The organism is Arthrobacter sp. B2a2-09 (assembly GCF_027587375.1).
Classification (GTDB): domain Bacteria; phylum Actinomycetota; class Actinomycetes; order Actinomycetales; family Micrococcaceae; genus Arthrobacter.
In genome coordinates this window covers 27712-49139 of sequence record NZ_JAMXIC010000030.1, presented here as the reverse complement: position 1 = coordinate 49139, position 21428 = coordinate 27712, and the positions used below count along the sequence as shown (strand labels likewise).

General features: G+C 61.1%; 20 protein-coding genes. 17 read left to right on the top strand and 3 right to left on the bottom strand.

Going from position 1 to position 21428, the window contains the following annotated elements; genetic code table 11:
* The 5 genes from NFJ07_RS22620 to NFJ07_RS22600 form a co-directional block, all read left to right on the top strand.
* The coding region (locus NFJ07_RS22620) for a hypothetical protein (RefSeq protein ID WP_269997997.1) at positions 1–629 on the top strand (629 nt) is incomplete at its 5' end.
* A gap of 10 nt (positions 630–639) precedes the next feature.
* A complete protein-coding gene (locus NFJ07_RS22615; RefSeq protein ID WP_269997996.1) occupies positions 640–1248 on the top strand; it encodes a hypothetical protein in 609 nt (202 codons plus the stop codon).
* A 36-nt stretch (positions 1249–1284) separates the two neighbouring features.
* Complete coding sequence (locus NFJ07_RS22610) at positions 1285–1692, top strand: hypothetical protein (RefSeq protein WP_269997994.1); 408 nt, start codon at positions 1285–1287, stop codon at positions 1690–1692.
* 6 nt (positions 1693–1698) lie between these two features.
* The gene (locus NFJ07_RS22605; RefSeq protein ID WP_269997992.1) at positions 1699–3228 is read left to right on the top strand and encodes a hypothetical protein; all 1530 of its coding nucleotides are present in this window, start codon (positions 1699–1701) and stop codon (positions 3226–3228) included.
* The gene (locus NFJ07_RS22600) at positions 3180–3824 is read left to right on the top strand and encodes an ABC transporter ATP-binding protein (RefSeq protein WP_269997990.1); all 645 of its coding nucleotides are present in this window, start codon (positions 3180–3182) and stop codon (positions 3822–3824) included. The genes NFJ07_RS22605 and NFJ07_RS22600 overlap by 49 nt, the downstream gene beginning before the upstream one ends.
* A 21-nt stretch (positions 3825–3845) precedes the next feature.
* Here the strand turns inward: NFJ07_RS22600 and NFJ07_RS22595 are convergent, their stop codons facing one another.
* Positions 3846–6188 (bottom strand): helix-turn-helix transcriptional regulator, encoded by a 2343-nt coding sequence (locus tag NFJ07_RS22595; RefSeq protein ID WP_269997989.1) that lies wholly within the window; start codon positions 6186–6188, stop codon positions 3846–3848.
* 1112 nt (positions 6189–7300) lie between these two features.
* Between NFJ07_RS22595 and NFJ07_RS22590 the strand changes: the two genes are divergently transcribed.
* Positions 7301–7708, top strand: a complete 408-nt coding sequence (locus NFJ07_RS22590; protein WP_269997987.1) for an excalibur calcium-binding domain-containing protein — start codon at positions 7301–7303, stop codon at positions 7706–7708.
* A gap of 188 nt (positions 7709–7896) precedes the next feature.
* Here NFJ07_RS22590 and cspE read toward each other — a convergent pair whose 3' ends face one another.
* Positions 7897–8100: a transcription antiterminator/RNA stability regulator CspE gene (gene cspE / locus NFJ07_RS22585; RefSeq protein ID WP_028266315.1), complete on the bottom strand. Its 204-nt coding sequence runs from the start codon at positions 8098–8100 to the stop codon at positions 7897–7899.
* A gap of 342 nt (positions 8101–8442) precedes the next feature.
* On the opposite strand from cspE, the gene NFJ07_RS22580 reads away from it, so the two are divergent.
* From NFJ07_RS22580 to NFJ07_RS22545, 8 genes are all read left to right on the top strand, one after another.
* A complete protein-coding gene (locus NFJ07_RS22580) occupies positions 8443–9885 on the top strand; it encodes a DUF3375 domain-containing protein (protein WP_269997983.1) in 1443 nt (480 codons plus the stop codon).
* On the top strand, positions 9882–10508 hold the full coding sequence (locus tag NFJ07_RS22575) for a DUF4194 domain-containing protein (protein ID WP_269997981.1): 627 nt from the start codon (positions 9882–9884) through the stop codon (positions 10506–10508). The genes NFJ07_RS22580 and NFJ07_RS22575 overlap by 4 nt, the downstream gene beginning before the upstream one ends.
* A complete protein-coding gene (locus NFJ07_RS22570; RefSeq protein ID WP_269997979.1) occupies positions 10505–13912 on the top strand; it encodes an ATP-binding protein in 3408 nt (1135 codons plus the stop codon). Before NFJ07_RS22575 ends, NFJ07_RS22570 begins: the two co-directional genes overlap by 4 nt.
* A gap of 10 nt (positions 13913–13922) precedes the next feature.
* The gene (locus NFJ07_RS22565) at positions 13923–15176 is read left to right on the top strand and encodes a Wadjet anti-phage system protein JetD domain-containing protein (RefSeq protein WP_269997977.1); all 1254 of its coding nucleotides are present in this window, start codon (positions 13923–13925) and stop codon (positions 15174–15176) included.
* 57 nt (positions 15177–15233) lie between these two features.
* Entirely contained in the window at positions 15234–15500 is a 267-nt protein-coding gene (locus NFJ07_RS22560; RefSeq protein ID WP_269997976.1) for a type II toxin-antitoxin system Phd/YefM family antitoxin, read from the top strand.
* On the top strand, positions 15497–15889 hold the full coding sequence (locus NFJ07_RS22555) for a type II toxin-antitoxin system VapC family toxin (RefSeq protein WP_269997975.1): 393 nt from the start codon (positions 15497–15499) through the stop codon (positions 15887–15889). Before NFJ07_RS22560 ends, NFJ07_RS22555 begins: the two co-directional genes overlap by 4 nt.
* An 819-nt stretch (positions 15890–16708) precedes the next feature.
* Positions 16709–17533, top strand: coding sequence for an ABC transporter ATP-binding protein (locus NFJ07_RS22550; RefSeq protein WP_269997973.1), 825 nt, complete (start codon positions 16709–16711; stop codon positions 17531–17533).
* Complete coding sequence (locus NFJ07_RS22545; protein WP_269997972.1) at positions 17526–18299, top strand: ABC transporter permease; 774 nt, start codon at positions 17526–17528, stop codon at positions 18297–18299. Before NFJ07_RS22550 ends, NFJ07_RS22545 begins: the two co-directional genes overlap by 8 nt.
* Positions 18300–18323: 24 nt before the next feature.
* Here the strand turns inward: NFJ07_RS22545 and NFJ07_RS22540 are convergent, their stop codons facing one another.
* A complete protein-coding gene (locus NFJ07_RS22540; protein ID WP_269997971.1) occupies positions 18324–18935 on the bottom strand; it encodes a glyoxalase in 612 nt (203 codons plus the stop codon).
* A 302-nt stretch (positions 18936–19237) separates the two neighbouring features.
* Here NFJ07_RS22540 and NFJ07_RS22535 point away from each other — a divergent pair, with 302 nt between their 5' ends.
* The 3 genes from NFJ07_RS22535 to NFJ07_RS22525 all read left to right on the top strand — a co-directional run bounded on the left by NFJ07_RS22535 (position 19238) and on the right by NFJ07_RS22525 (position 21211).
* The gene (locus tag NFJ07_RS22535; protein ID WP_269997969.1) at positions 19238–19993 is read left to right on the top strand and encodes an SDR family NAD(P)-dependent oxidoreductase; all 756 of its coding nucleotides are present in this window, start codon (positions 19238–19240) and stop codon (positions 19991–19993) included.
* Between the two features lie 314 nt (positions 19994–20307).
* Complete coding sequence (locus tag NFJ07_RS22530) at positions 20308–20643, top strand: hypothetical protein (RefSeq protein WP_269997967.1); 336 nt, start codon at positions 20308–20310, stop codon at positions 20641–20643.
* On the top strand, positions 20630–21211 hold the full coding sequence (locus NFJ07_RS22525) for a carboxymuconolactone decarboxylase family protein (protein WP_269997965.1): 582 nt from the start codon (positions 20630–20632) through the stop codon (positions 21209–21211). The genes NFJ07_RS22530 and NFJ07_RS22525 overlap by 14 nt, the downstream gene beginning before the upstream one ends.
* Positions 21212–21428: the final 217 nt, after the last annotated feature.

Below are 21428 nucleotides of genomic sequence, written 5' to 3'. Positions count from 1 at the left end.
CCATTTTCCTCGAAAAGACGGGCATTCTCGGTTTAAACCGCCGCCCGCGTCTCGATCATCATCGGTGGATCAAGGCTAAGACAGCACGCGTGCTTGGGAGCATCCCTGGATGGTTGCTCCCAAGCACGGGCCTGGCCATGGCCGCCATAGCCGTCTTCGGTTACTCAGCGGTGGACTTGTCCTGGATTCGGGACGCCAGGGACATGGGCGGAAGTCCCCTCTACAGCAATGATTTCCTCCAGATCCTTGGGCGAAACGTCGGCGCCGCCCTGGTGCTCTATTCGGGGGTCGCGACCCTTGGGCTCACTACGCTCGTCGGAGCCGGAGTCCTGGCGCTATATGTCGGAGCGACAGTATCCCTCGGGGTGCATTCCGTCGGCGGTGCCGGCCTGGTTGCCGACGTGATTTGGTATGTCCCGTTCGAGTTCTTCGGCCTGGTGATGGCGGCGACCGCCGGATTCCAGCCCACGGCGGGCCTGGCTCGCAGGCTGTTGATGAAGAACGAGCCCGCAACGGTGAGGTCGTTCATCGACGACATGGCCCGTTCCCTCGGCACTTTGCTCATTGCCCTCACCCTGATAATCCTCGGTGCTGCCATTGAGGCAATCGTGATTCAGCTAAAGACCTGAGGAGGAATTCATGACCAGCACGGAAGACGGCCGAGAGTCCGAAACCGTCATCAGCGTCGCGACGGTCGGAAAGTTGCGGCCCGAGCCATCCGCAGCCAGGGAATGGGTCTCCACGTCCCGCGCTCTGTGGATCGCAGCCTACATTCTGCTCATGGCTTTGGTAGCCCTGCGGCTTCCCCTGACCAGAAAGTATCTCAGCGCGAACGTTCCGGCGGACGTGCGGTCAGAAATCGGAGACGATCGCCTGCTGAACCTCTCCATGACGGTCGGCACGGTTTTGTTCTTCCTTGTCTACGCGGTGATCATCGCTTTGTACTTCTCCCTTGCCGCGTTCTTGGACAAACGGGTGATCCCGGGAAAATCGGTACTCGCCGGCCGCTTCAATATCGGGGCCTTCTTTGTGATCGCCATTCTCGCCACGATCCCCGTGAATCTATTCAGCGTGGTGTTCAGCGTCATCCAACCACGGGATGTCCCTGGATACTGGGCCTATTTCCCCTCGATGGCCGTTCTCGCCCTGGCGATCTTCTACCGACATTGGCGCGGGTTTTCCACAGGCAGGAAGATCCTCATTGCGCTTTCAGCCGTAGGCCTGTCAACAATAGTTGCCATCGGCTGACCTCCCCCAACCACCACCCACGAACAGAAAATCTCAATGACTACTCAGCTCTACAGCCTTCTTCTACGAATCGTGGGCCTCATGGTCGCTGCATTCTCCGGCATTTCCCTCGGCCTCATTTGGGCCTCTCCTTCGCCGGTAGGCCTCAACAATATTGATCCGCACGCCCTGAAGACCACGACGGTCACCCTCCTTCTCGTCCTCGGCGTGGCCGCACCCCTGATTGCGGCCTTCAGCCCGGCCCGGAAATGGCTACCGCTCAAAGCAGCCGTCTTCGCCGTCGCCGGTTTTGCCAACGCGGCGGCCCTCAGTCCGGTAATAGTTGTCCCGTTCCAGGGAACGACGTCGGTTGTCGCCGTCGTCTGTGCGCTCGGACTCGCGGTCCTCACCATTGTTGCCTTCATGGACTCGGTCCAGAAGAAGAGTCCGCAGAGCAAGTTCTAGCCGCTGATGAACACCAAAGCCTCTCCTCCCGACGTCGAAGGACGGGTTTCGAACGCCAGGGTTACGGCCGCGTCGGTCCGGCGGTCCGATTACAGAGTCCTGAGGGACTTCCGGGCGTTCGAAATCGTCAATGCGATGCGTTTGCCGCTCACGCTGGATGGTTTCAGGGCCCTCGCGATCTTCGGATCCGTAGCCTTGATTGTGCTCGGAACATTGGTGTTCGCGTCCACGATGTCTGTTCTCCGCGACGGCCCGCTCCGCCATGACACGGCCGCTGTGCTCAATTGGGGATTCCTCGGGATCCTCTACACCGCTGTCGCGACGGTGCTCAGCGAGGTAGTTTCAAGCCGACGGCTGGCAGTCTCAGGCACCCCGCATTTGGAGCTCTTCCGGGCGATGGAACTTCCCCTCCGGCAGGTCGTCGTGAGATACGGCCTGGTCCCGACGATCCGCCGCACAGGCATGCTTTGGTATTCGGCTGCGATATTCCTCATGGTCTTTTTCGAGGAAACGTCGAGCTACCTCAACGTCGTGGTGGCTTCGGTCTCCGTCCTGACTTTCGCCTCCTGTGCGTGCGTCTATTCCGTTCTCTATTTCGCTTCAACGCCTGCTCGACGGATAGGCCTCCATTGGCTGTACTGCCTCTTGGCCCTCATCCTCGGTTTGTTGCTCGGGGCTACCACTGGAATTCTCCTGCCTCAGCTCTCCCGGCTCGACAGCCTCGCCGAGGACCCCTCGCGCTTCCTTCCGGCGTTGTGCTTGCTAGCGGCCGCCGCGTCCGGGATATTGATCCTCCTCAGCATCCGCGCGTGGCACCGCCTCAGCTACCGGAAGATTTCCTTCAGCACCCAGCGCGGCGGCGGTCAACGGCCAGTGACGAACTTTGGTCTTTTCGTTGTCACCGATCTGTTGAGCAGCAAACAGGGCTCAGTGATCACCACCATCGTCCTCGCCTGGATCGCCGTCGTTGGCATCCTCCTGGGAGCCGGAGGCATCCTCCCCCTGCACTCGGCACTCGGCGCCCAGGAACTCCACAAATCCTTGGTTGGTATTGCCGTGCTCCTGAGCTTGGGGGTCACGGAACCGATGCTCCATCGGATCGGGCCCACCGCGAAGCTGTACCACTACCGCTTTGCGTGGGAGAACGGCTTTTCCGCCACTGCGATTGTTGTCCGGCTCGTCGGGATCGACGTTCTGACAGGGGCGACGATCGGTGGATTTGTTTTCCTTGGTGCGCTCCTCGCCTTTGACATTCCGGCCCCTGGCGCTGTCCTTGCAGGGGTGATCGTCGCAGCGTCCGGGGTCGTCGCAGAATCGCTCTCCCGGCCGCCAACCACCACTGACGGCACCAAATCCAATGATGTGATGGACGCCCTTTTCACACTCCTCCTGATCTCTCCTTGCTCGCTCATCCTTGTCGTCAGCCCTGAGTTCAGCACCGTGCTGTTGTTGGGCTATTCCATCCTTTTGACCCTGGGAGCCGCCCTATGCCTGCACCAACGTCTTTTGAGACTTCGATCGAAATTGATTCTGTAACCGCCGGCTACCGGCAAGGTTCGCCAGTCCTGAACGGACTCAGTCTCAGCATGAACGAGCCCGGCCTCTACCGGGTGGCTGGCAGCAATGGCAGCGGGAAGTCGACCCTCCTGGAGCTCATCAGCGGCTTCCTCCAACCTTGGGCCGGAAGCGTGCGACTTTGCGGTATCGACGCCGGCTCGCCCGACGCTCGCCACGTACGGAGCGTCTGCCGTACGACGCCGGCGCTCTACCCTTCCATGACCGTTCACGATCATCTGGCTCTTGCGGCCCGTAGCCGTCAGGTCAGCCCGGAGGCCGGGCTCGCCCGGCTGGCTAGATATGGATTGGAGGACTGGGCGGAGCAGCCCGTCTCCATGCTGTCGACGGGCAATATCCGGAAGCTCTGGCTGCTGATGTGCACGGTCGCCAATACCCCTGTGGTCGCCATCGATGAGCCTTTCAACGGCATGGACGTTCAGGGCATCGAGGCCCTCACCGGCGAGCTGGGCGAGTGGTCACAGCACAAAGTAGTTGTCCTCATCTCCCACACAGTTCCGGACCAACTGGCCGTTAGCCATTCCTTCGTCTTCAAGCAGGAGAGAGCGACGTTGTAGACCGAAGCCCCCGACGCCGGCTCACTCGGAGAGCCGCTTCTCGCGGAACGGAGACGAATCCCGGACAAGGTCGAAGAGGGCGGTGCGGGAAGGGCTTCCCGTCTTGCGCAGTGCGTTTGAGATGTGGCTTTCCACGGTCCTGATACTGATTCGCAGGTGCTCGGCGATCTCGGGGTTGGAGCGGTGACCGGCAAGGGCTGCTATCTCAATTTCCCGGACCGTCAGGGGCGAATAGCTGCCGGAACTAAACGCGATGGGCTCATCCGCCGAGGGAAATCGTGTCGCGAATATGGAGTACGCCCGGTCCATCGCGGCCGCACCGACGGTGTTGTCCACGAATGCATACCGCTTGAAGGCACCGCGGAGCAGCATCCGTACCTGGTAGAAATCGGCGTCGGGCTCGTAATGCTCGAGCAGCACGCCCAGCATTTGGTGGTCGTCCTCCACCACCGCAGCAGCTATTGCCACAAGCTGATCATGTGAAGTGGAGGCATATTCGTTCAAGGTCTGCCGAAGGAGTTCGAGAACCTTACGGCCAGGGAGCAGGCAAGTGAAGAACAGGGCGGAGTAGATCGCCTCCAGAACATAGCCACGTTCGAGCTGCCGTTGAATGAGTTTCGCGGCTTTCCCGTCGAATACAGCCGGGATGAGGGGCCGCGCGGCGACGAGCTCGTAGACTCCTCTCGCAATCCCTGGGAGTGGGCCTATGTCTTCAGCTTCGCGCCGCGCCTGGGTGGCAAGGGTCGTTGCGGGCAGGATCGCGGATGTCGCCGTCCTCAGTCCAGCGAGCCTGAGCATGGCGTCGTGGAGGGAATCCACCAGGAAGCCAGGCCGTCCCATGGCAAAGATGCTGCCCATGAGGTATTCGGCATCATCGAAATAGCCGCGGTAGATAAGGCCTTGGGCAGCCACATAGGTGTTGGAAACCATCCCGAATTGGTCCAGGTTGCGGCGGGCTTCTGTACGTTGCTCAAGCGCAAAGACAATTGACTCCTCAATCCGCCCCGAGCTGAACAAAGCCATTCCGCGGATGAACGGTTCGATTCGTGGAAGGCCCCTCAATCCGCCTGAGGTGTCGACGGCGTTGAGCGCGGCGGAAGGGTTGAATCGGTAAAGTTCCAGAATGCCTCGGACGCTGGATATGACGCCGCTTTCCGGGTGACGATCGTGTAGCCGCGCGAAGATTTCGTCGAGATTTTCCGGCATTCGGTCGTAGGACGCCACGAGGAAAAGTTCCGCCGCTTCGGCTTCGGCGGACCATTCAGGATGTTCCTTCCCGAAGCTCCTGAGGGCGCCGCCTGCACAATCCAGTCCTGTGCCTTTGTAGATCGCCCAAAGTACTTTGGTAAATGCCAGGAACAGGAGTTCGCCCGGTTCTCCCTCCGAGGTCAAGGTCTGGGCAAGCACGCGTTCAATTCTCGAAGCGTCAATAGGCGAACCCCAATAGACGCTCAGAAGTGCCACCGCATTCGATACCGATCTTTCGGCATCCCACAGCTCATAGCGCTGACGCTCCAGGACGGAGATTTGCTCATGAAAATGGCGCGCCGTGGCTGCGTCGTCGGAACTCTGTTCAAGGCGCAGCGCGGCCAGAACCCTCATCAGCGAATCAGCCGAGTTGATGTCAACGTCGGATTCCTGTGGCAAACCGCTGAGGGCTCGTATGATTCTATTCTTCAGGACCCGCCTGCTTGTGAGCACCCTTTGACCACGGAAATAGTCAGCTAGGACCGGTGGAGTGATCGAAGCGCAGACGTCGTTGTGGTGGTCCTCCATGACGGAAATGAGGCCGCGCTGTTCAAGCCTGTCCAGAACGTCGGAACGGACTACCTGTTGCAGCACATCGATAGGCGCCGTCCCGGCTATGGCCATGGCCTGAAGTCCCGTGAGTTCGTCGGATTCAAGTCCTTCGAGGAGGGTTTCCACCGTGCCATGGAGGTGCTCATTCCACAGGGTGTCGCCTGTCATGTGCCATTGACCCTGGCGGAGGACAATCAAGTCGCTGAGGGAAGCAGTTTCCGCGATGCGAACCACAAGCCGGGGGTTCCCTGCCGATTTCGTCAGGATGCGGGCAGTGGTGTCAGCGTCCGCAGGAGCTCCCAGAGTGTCGGCGATGAGCTCATTCACCTGCTCGTAGCGAAGCGGATCCAGATGAACCCTGGCTTCGGGGCCGGGGCTGAGGACTGCGGGCTGCGCCATCGAGTAGAGGGAAGACTCGCTCATGGTGACGATCATGGGCCGTTTGGTACGACGCCGGACCGAATCCAGAACCGCTACGGTCTCCGTGTCGACGAACTCGAGATCATCGACGACAAGCACGCGCTCCCCTGGCCTGGAGAGTCGGCCTGCCAGGGTGTCAGCCACACCCAGGACTCCCAATTGGCCTATTCGAATATCCAGGCTCAGGCTATGTATTCCACCAAATGGTATTCCGCGATGTGAGCGGAGTCCCGAAATGGAGTAAACCGTGGCTCCGGTCTTTTCCAGATCGGCGATGGCCTTTTGTGCGACACTCGTGCGGCCGCTGCCAGGCGCACCCACAATTCGAACCATCATCCCGCGAGCAACGTAGTCCAGCGTTCGCCGAACTTCTTGATCGAACACTCGCGATCCAACTTTCTCTGATGCGCTGATCCAGCACTCTCCGGCCCTAGGTGGTGCAAGGTCCAGACGATTCAACTGTTTCCTGCCCAAGCCGGGCGTTGGCAGGCGGACTTCCCAAGCACTCCCACGGAATCCCCCTAGGTGCGCTGACGAACCTCGTTCCAAGGGCAACCGTAGAGTCCGAAACTGGCATCTCAGTGGTGTTTTGGCGAAACTCAGTGTGCGCGGGAAGGCGTCTACGTGTGCCGACGTGGGGTTTTGCTTCGCATCTACGTGTGCGCCAGTGAAAACTCAGTGTTCCCACGGCGTCCAAGGAGGTGGGGTTTGGCAGTGGTTGATTCTCCATGGCTCTCCTGGTGATGGTCTCTGGTTTTGACGCTACGGGGGTTTCGTGGCCGCCTCTAGATTGAACTTGGCACATGTGGATATTTATTCGAATCTTCCTTTTCCAGATCGAACACGGTTTCGAACAAGAGCTAGGCGACCTACTTTTGGGGCCCTGTCAAGAGGCCTTCTCACCCATGTGGACAACTTCTTCTTTTCTCGCATTTCGGATGCTAGAATCTGCTCACATTTGAATCAAAATTAAATTCATGGGGGAATAAATGAATATTCGAACGCCGAAAAACAGTCGAGCCATAAAGCCCGCATTGTACGAATTTCCGACGCATCGGAAAACAACCTTCCGGCTCTTCGCAGTCATCACATCAGCGGCCGCCGCGCTCTCACTCTCAGCTTGCGGCGGGGCTAGCCCAACAGCCTCCCAAACGGGCGCCACGCAATCAGCCTCAGCGTCAGCATCCGTCTCGGCGACGCCGACGCCCACTCCAACTCCCACGCCAACACCGACCGCGCCGAAATCTGCGTCCTGCGTGACCGAAAGCGCTACGGAGAGCTACCCACCCAAGGAATTCATTTGCACCAAGTCCGACGCGGGAGTCCTGCTCTGGATGGAAAGCTCGGAGTCCAAGCGAGTGACGGATGCGCGTGCGGCAGCAGTCGCTGCAGCGGCGAAGGCGGCGGCAGACAAGGCGGCGGCAGACAAGGCTGCAGCTGACCAGGCTGCGGCCCAGGCGAAGGCAGACGCCGATGCTGCCGCAGCGAAGGCACAACAAGACCAGGCCCAAGCCCGGCAGGTACCGCAAGCGCCGCCGTCGTCCGTTTACTACGCGAACTGTACGGCCGCCCGGGCCGCCGGCGCTGCACCTATTTATCGAGGCCAGCCAGGTTACCGGCCCGCGCTGGACAGGGATAACGACGGCATCGCCTGCGAGAAATAGGCGCCGTCTGGCACTGCAAAGAGTTGAGCGACACGGAAAATCCGTGTCGACGCCGGTATTCAGGTGTCGACAGGGATTTAGCGCATCCCCGGGTAATTTGCGCGTCGCGAGGCAGTCGCGCAACCCGCGAATAGGCGTAAAAAAGCAGGGCCGGTCAATGACCGGCCCTGCTTTTTGAAATCCGAAGCTTAGAGAGCCTGGATGTTTACTGCCTGGGGACCCTTGGGGCCCTGCTCGACGTCGAAGGAAACCTTCTGGTTCTCTTCGAGGGAGCGGTAGCCACCCGAGTTAATTGCGGAGTAGTGAGCGAAAACGTCCTGGCTGCCATCTTCCGGGGAGATGAAGCCGAAGCCCTTTTCGGAGTTGAACCACTTGACGATACCTGTAGCCATTTTTTCAGTTTCCTTACTGAAGGTGGAGGTTGTCCCGACTGTCGGGCCTCCGGTGTGGGGTGTTCTCCACCGTTACTTCAGAAGGTCGCGGTTGATGGACCGCGGGAACTGCCTGAACTACCAAATGCCAAACACAACAACAGCAACTAGCATACAGGGGTTTGCGCGGATGGCTAGTATTTGTCAAAAACCTTCATGGGCGCCGTCCAAGGATCGCATCGGCCACACCCGGACCGACCCCAATAATGTCCGGGACCTCGCTTAGCCTAGAGTCACGGAATGTAGCCGCTGAAGTGCACCCTTGCATGAACGCGGCTGGCCTGGCTGAACCCAGAGGATCATATGGATTACTACGCAATAAATTCACTGCGTGAAAACCATGCAGGATGGGCCTTGCTTCGCGCCCAGAACGCTCCGCTGGCTGTGCACTTCTTCATGGCCGCGTTTACCGGTCCCAACCAACGAAACATTGGCCGGCAGCAACTCATCGACGTCCTGGAGGATGTGCTGTTCGGCGTCCGCGAGTCCTTCGGTGAGGGCAAATTTCCCCGTCCGGCATCGGAATACCTGGACGATTGGGCCGATCCGGAGCGGGCCTGGCTGCGAAAGTACTATGTTCCCGGCGAGGACGAACCCCACTACGATCTCACCGCGGCCGCGGAAGACGTGGTGCGGTGGGTCGAGAACCTGCGCGGGAGGGATTTCGTTGCCACTCAGTCGCGCCTGACCAGCATTTTCGCCGTACTCAAGACGCTCGTCCAGCAATCCGAGACAGACCCGGAAGTGCGCCTAGCCGAGCTCCAGCGCCAGCGCGACGGGATCGACGCCGAAATGCAGCGCCTGCGCGAGGGCAACATCAAGGTCATGAGCGCTCCGGAAGCACTGGACCACTTCCAACAGTTGACCACTTTGGCCAAGGACTTGCTCTCCGATTTCCGTGAAGTCGAACAAAACTTCCGGCGGCTGGACCGCCAGGTGCGCGAGCAGATCGCCACGTGGGACGGCAGCCAAGGCGAGCTCCTCGACTCCATTTTTGCCAACCAGCAGGATATCGGCAGCTCCCTGCAGGGGCGCACCTTCCAGGGGTTCTGGGACTACCTCATGTCGCCACAACTCCGGACGGAGCTACGGGACCTTCTGCAGCGCGCCACGCAGATCGAAGCACTGTCGCGCATGGACAACCTCCATGCCGTAGCAAACCTCCACCAGGACTGGCTGCCCGCCGTCGAGCAGACACAGGCCACTGTCCGCCAACTGTCCCAGCAAATGCGCAGGCTCCTGGACGACAAGGTCTTCCTGGAGAACAAGCGGATCATGCAATTGATCCGAAGCGTAGAGTTGAGCGCCCTCACCACCCGCGCCCAACCGCCGTCGGGCATTTTCATGGAGATCGACGCGCCGTCGGTGGATGTCGCGCTGCCGTTTGAGCGTCCCCTCTACGAGCCGGGCAGCAGGGTCCTGGTGATGGACGACGTCGTCACCGCCGACGACGCCGATGTTGACGCCGGCGCCCTGTTCAGTCAGTTCTATGTGGACAAGGAGCACCTCAAGTCCCACATCGATGCGGTGCTGGAGGACGCGGACCAGGCCACGTTGGCTGACATCACCGCCGCCTATCCCCTGTCGCAGGGCCTGGCGGAGCTGGTTGCCTATTACCAATTGGCTGCCGAGTCGGAATGGGCGAACATCAACCCCGAGGCGAGCCAGCAACTATCCTGGTCCCTGCCGGACGGCAGCACCCGCGAAGCGACAATCGATCAGATCATCTTTGTGAGGCCTGCGTGAACACCATCATGGAACCGGACACCCGCACCCCGGAGGAACTGCCCGGCGTCGTCACCAGGCTCTTCAAAGGCGTGGTGTATTCCGAAACCGACGAGAAGATCTGGCAATCGCTGATAGGGCTCGCGTCCCAGATCCGCGACTATGTTTCGGTCCTCGGACTGGACCTGATCCTGGACGAATCCGAAGGCTACGCTTTTCTCAAGTCGCGGGAGGACCCGGATGTCACGCTCCCCCGGCTTATCCCCCGACGCCAGCTAACCTTCGATGTCAGCCTCCTCCTGGCCCTCCTGCGTGCCCGGATGCTCGAGTTCGACACGAACAGCAGCGAGACCCGCCTCATCATGACTGAGCAGGAAATCGCCGACATGGTTTCGGTGTTCCTGCCCGAATCCAGCAATGAAGCCCGGATCCTCGACAAGCTGGGCGCCAACATCAAGAAGGTCGTGGAGCTCGGATTCCTGCGGAAGCTGCGCGGAGAAACCGGCACATACGAGGTGGCGCGCATCCTCAAGGCGTACGTGGATGCCCAGTGGCTGGAAGAGTTCGACGCGCGGCTGGCGGACTACCGCCGCTCACTCACCGGGCAAAAACCCGCATCTTCAACGGAAACGGAAGACGCATGACCACCGAGCTGCAGGACGGCCTTTTCAGCTTGGATGAGCTCCCGGCGGGGCAAAAGGACGACGACGGCGCCCTCCCCGGCTTCCGGCTGCACCGCCTGGAACTGCTCAACTGGGGAACATTCCACGGCGGGGTCCGCACGTTCCGTTTGGATGGCGCCAATAGCCTCCTGACCGGGGACATCGGTTCGGGGAAGTCCACGGTGGTTGATGCCATCACCACGCTCCTGCTCCCAGCCAACCGGATCGACTACAACAAAGCCGCGGGCGCCCAGAAGCGCGAACGCACCCTCATGTCCTACGTGCGCGGCTTCCATAAGAGCACGCGCAGCACCGGCGGCGAGTACTCCAAACCCGTGGCACTCCGGGCGCCGGGAGCCCTGACGGTAGTCCTCGGGGTCTTCCACAATGCCGTCCTCAATAAGTCCGTCACGCTGGCCATCACGCTCTGGACCATGCAAGAAGCAGGCCAGCCCAGCCGCTTCTACTCATTGGCCGAAACTGAGCAGTCCATCGCGGAGGACTTCGCCAACTTCGGACAAGATCCGGCCAAGCTGAAAAAGAAGCTCCGTGCCGCGGGCGCGGCCGTCCATGACACCTTCGACCCCTACGCCGCGGCCTTCAAACGCCATTTCGGCATCAGCGGCAACCAAGCCATGGATCTGTTCCACCGCACGGTCTCCATGAAACAGGTGGAGAACATCACCCACTTCGTGCGGACCAACATGCTCGAGGACGATGACGTGAAGTCGCGCATCGACAACCTCATCCACCACTTCGACGACCTCAAGAAGGCCCACGAGGCCGTGCTGAAGGCGAAGGACCAGATCGGCTTGCTGAAACCGATCCGGGATGGTGCCGCCGTTCATGAGCAGCTGAGTGGTGAAGACGCCCTGGCCCGAAAGCAGCGCGATCAGTTGCATCCGTGGTTCACGGATCAGCAGCTGACGCTGAGCCTGGAGCACCAGCGGGAGCTGGAAAACGCCGGCGTCAAATTACTGGAGGACAGCACCCAGCTCACCGCGGACATTTCGCGGCTGCGTCATGAACTCTCAGTGGTCCAGGAAGACATCCGCACCAACGGCGGAGGTCGGCTCGCCGCGATCGACGCCGACATCGCACGGCTTGAGGAAGAGTCCCGTTCCCAACGCAAGCGCTTCGAGCAATACTCCGCCGCCGCCGTCGAACTGGGTTTGAGAATGCCGGAAGACCGCGTGCTCTTCGACGCGAACCGGGCGCGTTTGGGCGAGGTTGAACTGGAGCTTGTTGCTGAGTCCAGTGCGCTGCAGGAACGTCGCACCGGATTGACTTTGGAGAGGTCCGAACTCAGCAGCCGCAAGACGGACATCGACGCCGAACTGGCCAGCCTGCAATCCCGCCAGACCCTCCTGCCGCTCGCCCAACTGGAGCTCCGCCGTCGTCTGTGTGAGGGAATCGGCGTCGCGGAAGCCGCGCTGCCCTATGCTGGCGAACTGCTGCGGGTGCGCGACGGCGAGTCGGAATGGGAGGGCGCAGCGGAAAGAACACTGCGTGGTTTCGCTTTGTCCTTGCTGGTCTCGGCCGAGCACTACCCGGCGGTGAGCAGTTGGGTGGATTCCAATAACCTCCGGGCCAGGTTGGTCTACCTGAGGGTCGGAGATTCGAACGCGGCCCGGCCTGCCGAAGCAGGGACACTGGCGGCGAAAATCGCCATCAAGCAAGGCACTCCCTTCCGCACTTTCCTTCTGGACGAACTCAGCACCCGGTTCGACTATGTCTGCTGCGAGACCATGGAGGACTTCCGCCGCTACCCCAAAGCCCTGACGGTCAACGGCCAGCTCAAGGGCGGCCGGGGCAGGCACGAGAAGGACGATCGCCGGGATCTCGCAGACCGGCGCAATTACGTCCTCGGCTGGGACAACCATGACAAGATCACACGTTTCCTCGCCGAGCGGGACGAGCTCGTGGGCAAGGTCAGCGTGGTCGAAACCCAGCTGGGCAAAGTGGACGTGTCTCTCGGCTCTCTCGGGCGCCGGAACCAGCAGCTCGGAACGATCCGCTCTGTTGCCGATTTCGCTGAGATCAGTTGGCAGCTGACCGCGCGGCGCATCGAGGATCTCAAGACGGAAAAGAACGAACTCCAGTCAGCCAGCAGCGTGCTCCAGCAGTTGACGGCCAAAGAAACCGAAGTGACTGGGAAGCTCGGACGCCTCGAAGAGAAATCGAACAAAGTCCAACAGCGCCTCGGCGCCAATGAGAAGGATGCGAAAGACATCGCTGCGGCGATCGAGGAATGCCGCCTCGCGCTGCTCGAACATCCGTTGACAGACGACGACGGCGTGCTGACCGCCGTCGCGCGGCTCGCGGCCGAGGTGCTCGGGGAGAAAACACTCACGTACAAGAACACGGGCACCGCCGAGAGTTCCGTCCGATCGGGACTGACCGCATCGATCGATAACCTCACGAAACGCATCGCGACGGCGGCGGCATCCACTGTGCGCTTGATGACGGAATTCCGCGGCAAGTACCGCAACGAGACCACCGACATCGACGCCTCGCTGGAAGCGGCCGGGGAGTTCAACCGGCTGCTTGAGCAGCTGGAGAAGGACGATCTGCCGCGTTTCGAGGCGCGATTCAAAGAGTCGCTGACCCAGAACACCATCCATGAAGTGGTGGCATTCAACGCTTTCCTGGACAGCCGGCGCCAGGACATCGTGAACCGGATCGGTGAAATCAACCTGTCCTTGGCGGGGATCGAATACAACCCGGGCAGGCATATCCAGTTGGAGCACCAGAGCTCAACGGACTTGGATGTGCGCCAGTTCGGGATCGACCTGCGGGCCTGCTCGGAGGGGACCATCGGCGACGAAGACCAGTACTCGGAGCAGAAGTACCTGCAGGTGGAGAGGCTGATTGAACGCTTCCGTGGACGGGAGGGTTACACGGCTCTCGACGAACGTTGGACAGCAAAAGTAACGGACGTGCGGAACTGGTTCACTTTCTCGGCCTCGGAAAAGTGGACGGAGACCGGTGAGGAATTCGAGCATTTCACCGATTCAGGCGGAAAGTCGGGCGGCCAGAAGGAAAAACTGGCTTACACGATCCTCGCGGCGGCGTTGGCTTTCCAGTTCGGGCTCGCCTCCGGAAAAGGCTTGGGGAAGGGCGCGGCGAAGGGACGCAGCTTCCGTTTTGTGGTGATTGACGAAGCGTTTGGCCGCGGCTCGGACGAGTCCGCGCGCTACGGCCTGGAACTCTTCCAGCGCATGAAACTGCAGCTACTGATCGTCACGCCGCTACAAAAGATCCACGTGATCGAGCCTTTTGTAGCACACGTGGGCTTCGTAGCGAACACCAACGGCAACGACTCCCAGCTCCGCAACATGACCATTAAGGAATACCGCGAGGAACGGGATCGCCGTGCCGGCTAAGGGTGTCGGTTTGTCCCGGAACTGGACCACGCTGGCGGGGCTGCGTTCGCTGTCCGCTAGCGCGTGGGAGCGCGGGCAACTGCTGCGCGAGGCGATGGAACCAACGGAAGCATACCCCCGCCGTCGTGCGCTGAAGCGCCCCTCGGCCGCCGAGTTGCGGGACGACTATGCGGCCGCGCGGAAGTGGGCAGCTGAGCTGTTCGCCGCGGCCGGTCCTTATTCCCTGGAGACGGTGGACGTCGGGCGCACCACGATCGGTTCCAACCACCTCCCTGCCGCGGCAGTATTCGCGAGGGTGGAGGACGAGATTGCGTTCGTGGGCAGGAACCGGGAGCTCGGGCAGTTCCGTTCGCGGGCCGCTGCTTTAGCGGCACTCGATCCCGCGTTGCGGGCGTGGGCACTGAAACGCCCACTACAACTGTTGGCTCTGGGCGATGCTGCCCTGACCGCTGCTCGGGTGGCGCTGTGGCTGAGGGAGAATCCCGGGCCGGGGATCTATTTGAGGCAATTGAGCCTCCCCGGGGTCCACACTAAGTTCATCGAGACTCATCGGCGGGTCATTGATGAAATGCTGGCCGTGCTGCAGCACAGGCCGCCGGAGGACGATCTGCTTGAGCGTGGAGCCGCGGCTTCGGACGGTGCTGTTTCGGACGACGACGGCTTGCTGCTGAGCCCAATAGCACGCACGCCGGCAGCCCGTTTCGCCGAGCGTCATGGTTTCCTGCATCCGCCCGAACTAGTGCGCTTCCGGCTGCTGGATCCCGAAATTCCACTGTTGGGCGATGCCCGCGACGTTATGGTCACGGCAGAGGCATTCAGTACGCTCCGGCTTCCCGTCACCTCTGTGCTCGTCACGGAGAATCTGGTGAACTTCCTTGCCCTTCCGGATCGGCCACGGTCCTTGGCGTTGTTTGGCGCCGGCTATGGCTTTTCGTCGCTGAGGGATGCGGAGTGGATACGGGACTGTGAGGTCCTGTACTGGGGAGACCTGGACACGCACGGCTTCCGGATCCTGGATCAGCTCCGCTCTGTTCACCCACACGTGTCCAGCATCCTCATGGACGAGGCGACGCTGCTCGCCCATCGGGAGGCGTGGGGTGTTGAGGAATCGCCGTCACGGGCCCACTTGGCGAGGCTCACGGCAGAGGAAGCGGAGGTCTACGAGTCGCTAGGAAACAACCGCTACGGAAACGGCGTGCGCCTGGAGCAGGAACTGATCCGTTGGGACTGGGCTCTGGAACGGCTTGCCGCCGGGCCAATCTAAACCGAACCTTACATTCCGAGCGGTGCTACGATTGCTACGATTGCTACGGAGGCAAAGATGACCACGATCCCGCACCGCGAACTCCGCAACAACAGCAGCAAGATTCTGGAGCGCGTCAAAAACGGCGAAATCATCGATGTGACAAACAATGGGGAAATTGCGGCCACGCTCATTCCGCCCTCCGCGTCGCCGTTCGAACGGTTGCTGCAGTCAGGCGGTGTCCGCCCTGCTGCTGAGAGTCCCGTGGATTTCAGGCTTGTGCAGCGCATCAAGAGTGAGATGAGCACTTCGGACATGCTGGCCGATCTGCGTGGCGATCGGTGATCACTTATGTGGACACCTCGGCGGTCCTCAAGCTTCTGGTCGACGAACCGGAATCCCCTGCCGTCGCCGAGTATCTTTCGACCGCGGCCTCAAGCGGAAACCGCCTCGTCGCGTCAATGCTGCTCTACACCGAGCTTCATTGCGCGGCACGTCAGCGGGGACTGGGCGCAGAACCAGTCAATACTGTGCTGAGCGGCATCAATTTGGTGGACATCGCCCGTTCCGATCTGATGTATGCCGCCGCGCTCCCCGGCCGGCTGCGGAGCGCTGATGCGATCCATCTGGCAACCGCGATCAGGCTCCAAACTGATCTGTTCGTGGCATACGACGGCGAGCTTCTCACCGCTGCCCTTGACGCCGGCGTCACTGTCCTCTCCCCCGGGAAATAGCCTTCCGCGCCTCCATTGGCGCCCCACCCTGCATAGGGATCAGGCGGTGACAGTCGGCCAGCAAAAGGGGTCCGCTGCTCTGAAGCAACGGGCCCCTTTTCGTCTGCCCCCATAAGTGCTGATCGCGAAGTCTCGATCGACGGCAAATTTACTGTCGGCGACTGCGAATTCGAACGAGGATAATTATCGCGACGACTGCCGCTATCAAGAACGAGATTGAGCCAGCTTTGAAGAAGGACCTCTCGATCTCGGTTATGCTCGTAAGTTCAAAGTACTCGTCGTCAGGAATAAGACCGTACTTTGCGTCGTGTTGTGAGTAGCGCACAAGATAACTAGTAAGGCTGGCGGCCGCGATAACCGCGCCTAGAATTGCGATCGCTATTGCGAATTTGAAAGCCGTTTTCATCCTTGATCCCATCAAGCGATCCTCCGACCCATAGTTGCCAAGTTTTCATGCTTCTCCCTCTCATCGATTTGTGATGACGGGCTTAGAATCAGCGGCCGAACCAACACTTCCATCTGTTGCCCACCAGGCTCGTAATCCCCACCATCCGTGCATGGAAGACTAGCGCCGGAACTGGCGTGCGAGTGGTGAAAAGACACAAATTGAGTACTCGAAGAGCCCAATTTGAGTGTCAATTGGGGTCAATCTGTGAACTCACTCGGCGGGGCGTGTGAGTGTTCGCGTGAAGATCGCGGCGGCCAGGAAGTACCGAGGTTCGTCCGAAATCTCGGCCGCTACAAACTTGCAAGACAATTGTCTTCTCTCACCAAAACATCAGGTTCCCGCATATAGACTCGCTCCAACGGTGCCCTGCCATGGGCGGCTCGGCCACCCTGAGGGGATGCGTCTCTATGAATGAAGTGAATATGCCGGCACAACCGTCGGTTTTGGACATCAGCGACTTGCGCGTCGCCTATGGCGCCCGGACCGTCGTCGAGGGCGTCAGTTTTCAGATTGATCGCGGTGAGATATTCGGCCTGCTGGGTCCGAACGGTGCAGGTAAGACGAGCACACTCAGTGCCATCGAGGGGTTGGTCAAGCCGAAATCCGGGCGGCTGTTGGTGGACGGAATCGATGTTCAGAAAGAGCCGTTGGACGCGAAAGCGCGCCTCGGGGTGCAACTGCAGTCCTCCAGTTTCCAGGCCGAGCTGACCATTCAGCAGATCGCAAGGATCTACGGCGGGCTTTACGGAGTGAAACTCTCGCGTGAGCAGATCGGTAAGAGCATGCGGGCCATCGGACTCGAAGAAGAACTGGGCAAACGGTTCAAACAGTTGTCGGGCGGGCAACAGCAACGGCTCGCGCTGTTCATTGCCACCATCCACAACCCCCTTCTTTTGCTCCTGGACGAGCCAACCGCCGGGCTGGACCCGCAATCGCGCCGTGGACTATGGCGTCGCATCGAGGAACTCCGTGGTGAAGGCAACAGCATTCTTCTCACCACCCACTCGATGGAAGAAGCACAGGCGGTGTGTGACCGGGTGGCAATCATCGATCATGGGGTACTTCTCACGGTCGGAGAACCATCGGAGCTGATCGACAAGCACAGGGAGGATCCGCGCGTGCTTTCAGTAGCCCACGGTGCGCCCACCTTGGAAGACGTCTTCATCGGACTGACAGGAAGTGAGATCCGTGACTAACGCCGCGGTCGATACCGCCCGCCCGCCGCTCGGCTTGGCGATGACTTCACTGCTTCGCGCGGACTCCATTGTGATCCTCAACAGCAAGACCTCGCTTGTCTTGAGCACCCTGCTGCCGATCGTGATCCTTGTGGCCACAACCTTTGGCAAAGCCCAATCACGGCTCGGCGGATCCAGCCTCATCATCGGTTTGGCCTTGACCCTTGGTCTGCTCACTTCGTGCTTGCTCGGTTTCACACTGGCCCTGGCACACGACCGCCACATCGGCGTGCTGCAAAGGTTGCGGGTCACGCCGGCGCCGAACTGGATGATCATGACCAGCCGCCTCATCGTGCAGGTGGCCACGAATCTGATCGCTTCCGTCATCGTGGTGATCGTCGGTGCAATCGTTCACGGCCTGACCCTGAATGTCGGCCAGTACCTCTTGGTCATCGCCGTCGCTTTACTCGGGGCCGCAGTCTTCCTGGCCATAGGGCAGGCACTCGTCGGCTTAATCCAGTCCACCAACGCCATCAGTGCGATCGGCCGGCTGCTCATGATCGTCCTGTTACTCCTCGGCATCTTCGGCGGAACCGGCATCCTCGGCGACACGATCAAGGCAATCTCGGACTGGTCTCCAGTCGGAGCCCTCATGACACTCTTTTCGGATGTTCTGAACCAGTCGGCCTGGAGCGGCCAGGACACCGGCTCGCTTCTGGCGTGCGTCGCTTACATCGTGGTGTTCGCCTTCATCGGAATCCGCTGGTTCCGATGGGACTCGCGGTAGCGCCCACTAGCCCCGGCGCCCGGCTCACACTGATGCTGCCTCCCACGCGAACCCGTCCGGGTCGGTGAACGGGCCGGCGTCGCTGCCGATCGCGAGCCGGTGCGATCCGGTGCCGTCGGGTGAGACGCCGGCGTCCTTGGCGAGCGCGCGGCGCGCGTAGAGCCCCAGCTTGACGGGACTCGACGACATGGCGAACTCGACGTACTTGCCGAAGCTCTTCCCAACGGAGAGGCCCCGGTCGGCGTAGAAGCGCTTGCTCGCGGCAACGTCCGCGACCGCCATAAGTAGCACGACGCTGTCGACCTCCCGGGTGGCCGGACCAGCTTCCTTCTTCGCCGACGTCGCGACCTTCCAGATAGCACCATCGGGAGCCTGCACGACCCCGCCGTACCCCCACAATGACTTCTCGACCGGCTTCAGCGTCGTGGCACCGGCTTCCACAGCGGAGTCGATCAGGCTGCTGACGGTCGACGGCTGCGACACGACGAGCGACAGCGTGAACCCACGGAAGCCGTCGGTCGGCGCGTCCGAGGCCCGTACGCGCACCCGCGGGCCCAATCCGAAAGCGGCGTCGTAGAAGGCGGTGGCGGCCACGGGGTCAGGAACTTCGAGGGTGACTGAATCGATGGAAGTCATGGCATGTCCTTCAGTGAGATGGGTTGGTTCGTGCTTTCGACTCTATTCCGAGGCCCCGCTGACCGCTTCTCCGATCCTGACCGATGTGTTCGCGCCCGTGCGCAACTCATCACTCCTGCTTTCCTCGCCCAAGATTTCGATGATGGATATGCGCTTTCTCGTCTCTACGAATGTCAGTACTCGCCTGCACGGTTCGTTCCGGCCACGCCTAACGCTGGGTATTGTTACCGGTAGCGGAACCCTCAACCAGTACTCACCACGGAAATCTGCGGGACCGGTCCCGCGTAGGAGGAGGAGGAATCATGGGTAACTTCGAAGGCAAGACCGCGCTCGTCACCGGCGGAGGCTCCGGGCTCGGGGAAGCGATCAGCAAGGACCTCGCGAAGAACGGTGTCAACATTGTTGTCGTCGACCTCAACCTGGACGGTGCCACGCGTGTCGTCGACGAGATCAAGGCCGCGGGCGGCACCGCGGTTCCGTTTCAGGCCAACACCGCGGTCGCCGAGGACAGTAAGAAGGCCGTCGACTTCGCAGTCGCGACTTATGGCGCCCTCAACTATGCCGTGAACAATGCAGGCATCGGCGGCGCAAACGCTCCGGTCGGAGACGTCGACATCCAGGACTGGGACCGGGTCATCGCCATCAACTTGAGCGGAGTCCTCTACGGAATGCGCTACCAGGTCCCGGCCATCCTCGCCGCCGGCGCATCCGAAGGTGCCATCGTGAACATGGCGTCGATCCATGGCGCCGTCGCCGCTCCCGGCAACGCCGCTTACACCGCGGCCAAGCACGGCGTCGTAGGCCTGACCAAGAATGCTGCGGCTGAATATGGGGCTCAGGGGCTCCGCATCAACGCGATCGGCCCCGGCTATATCGAGACGCCCCTGCTGGCCGCTGCGCCGAAGGAAGTCCTCAACGGGCTCGAGGCGAAGCATCCGCTCGGCCGCCTGGGACAGCCGGAGGAGATCGCCAACGTCACCACGTTCCTCCTCTCCGACAAGGCCAGTTTCATGACCGGATCGTACGTACTCGTCGACGGCGGCTACACCGCCGTATAAGCCTCGCCGCTGGGGACCGATGGCGTGTGGGTACTACGCACCACCCAACGATGAAATTTGGGTATCAGATGCCCGGCCGATGGCGAGCTGCTGCCGGCCCGGCCCGTCGAAGGCCGTTGTCAGGTTCAGACCGGCTGGCCGGACCATTGTCGCGCTCTGGTTGTTGCGTCGCGGCGGAGAATATTTGCATGAGGATTGAAATGCTGTACATCAGCGAGTGCCCCAACTCGGATGAAGCAGCCTTACGCCGATCCTCCACTCGGGCATTGCACGGTCCCCTTCCAGGCATGTTCGCTCGGGCGTAAAGTCGGGGTATGTCCCGAGATGCGCTGGGCTCGCACTCGCAGCTCTCTGGTGATCTTCGTTCCAGGGTTGCGGAGACCGGCACTTTGGAACGGGAGTTCCGTCGTGCCATCCTTGCTCGCGGTGCCGGCGGTCCCGCGGTGCCGGAACCGTACGATGCACTCGTCAAAGAGGTTGATGAGGAGTCGTTCCGGGTGACTGACGCGCAGGTCCAGGCGGTACTTCAGGAGACCGGATCCGAGAGGGAGACGTTCGAAGTCATTCTTACCGCGGCGATCGGCGCCGGCCTGCGGCGATGGGATGCCGCAGAGAAAGTAATCAGCGAGGCCGCGGGTGCGGCTACCTGAAGTAGAGCGGGGAGACACCCTCCGCCACCGGATGCTGATCGCCGCCATCTCAAGGGTGACGGGGATGCGGCTGCCGGACGCAGCCCGGGTCGCGTTCTACCGGCAGGACTTCGCGGGCCCATCAATCGGCGCGTGGACGCAGAAGACGATGCGGGGGCCCAGCGGATGGTCCGTGCCCGAACGAGAGCTCATGGCGGCAATGGTCGCAACCTGGAACAGTTGTCCGTTCTGCATCGGCGCCCACAGCGCCGTCGCTGTCCGCGGCATGGACAAAGACATCCTCGGGGCCGCCCTAGCGGACTACCGCACCGCTCGCATCCCAGACAAGCTCAAAGCCGCGCTGGTATTCATCGAGAAGATGACCCGCACCCCCGATGACCTCACCAAGGACGACGCACGAGCGGCGCTCGAGGCTGGTCTCACCAGGAACGAACTCGAAGATGCCGCCGCGGTTGCGAGTCTCTTCGCGATCGTCACTCGCTACGCCAACGCACTCGACTTCGACATCCCCACACCGGACAACTTCGACAAAGCAGCGGGAATGCTCCTCCGCCGCGGATATGCGTAGTTGCCACAGACGGCGTCCGGAAGCCGGTCGTAGACCGGCCACTTCGGGCCTCAGGGAACACTCTTCCGAGAAGCCTTAGATGGCTGCGACGTGGTCAGAACGGCAGAGCGGTGGTCGAGTATTCTGATGTCAGTGATACTTCATTTTTCTCTGTGACCCAGCGTCTTTCAGCGATTCCAGTTCGCTCCTTAGAGGAGCGGTGATTCCCTGCGCCCGC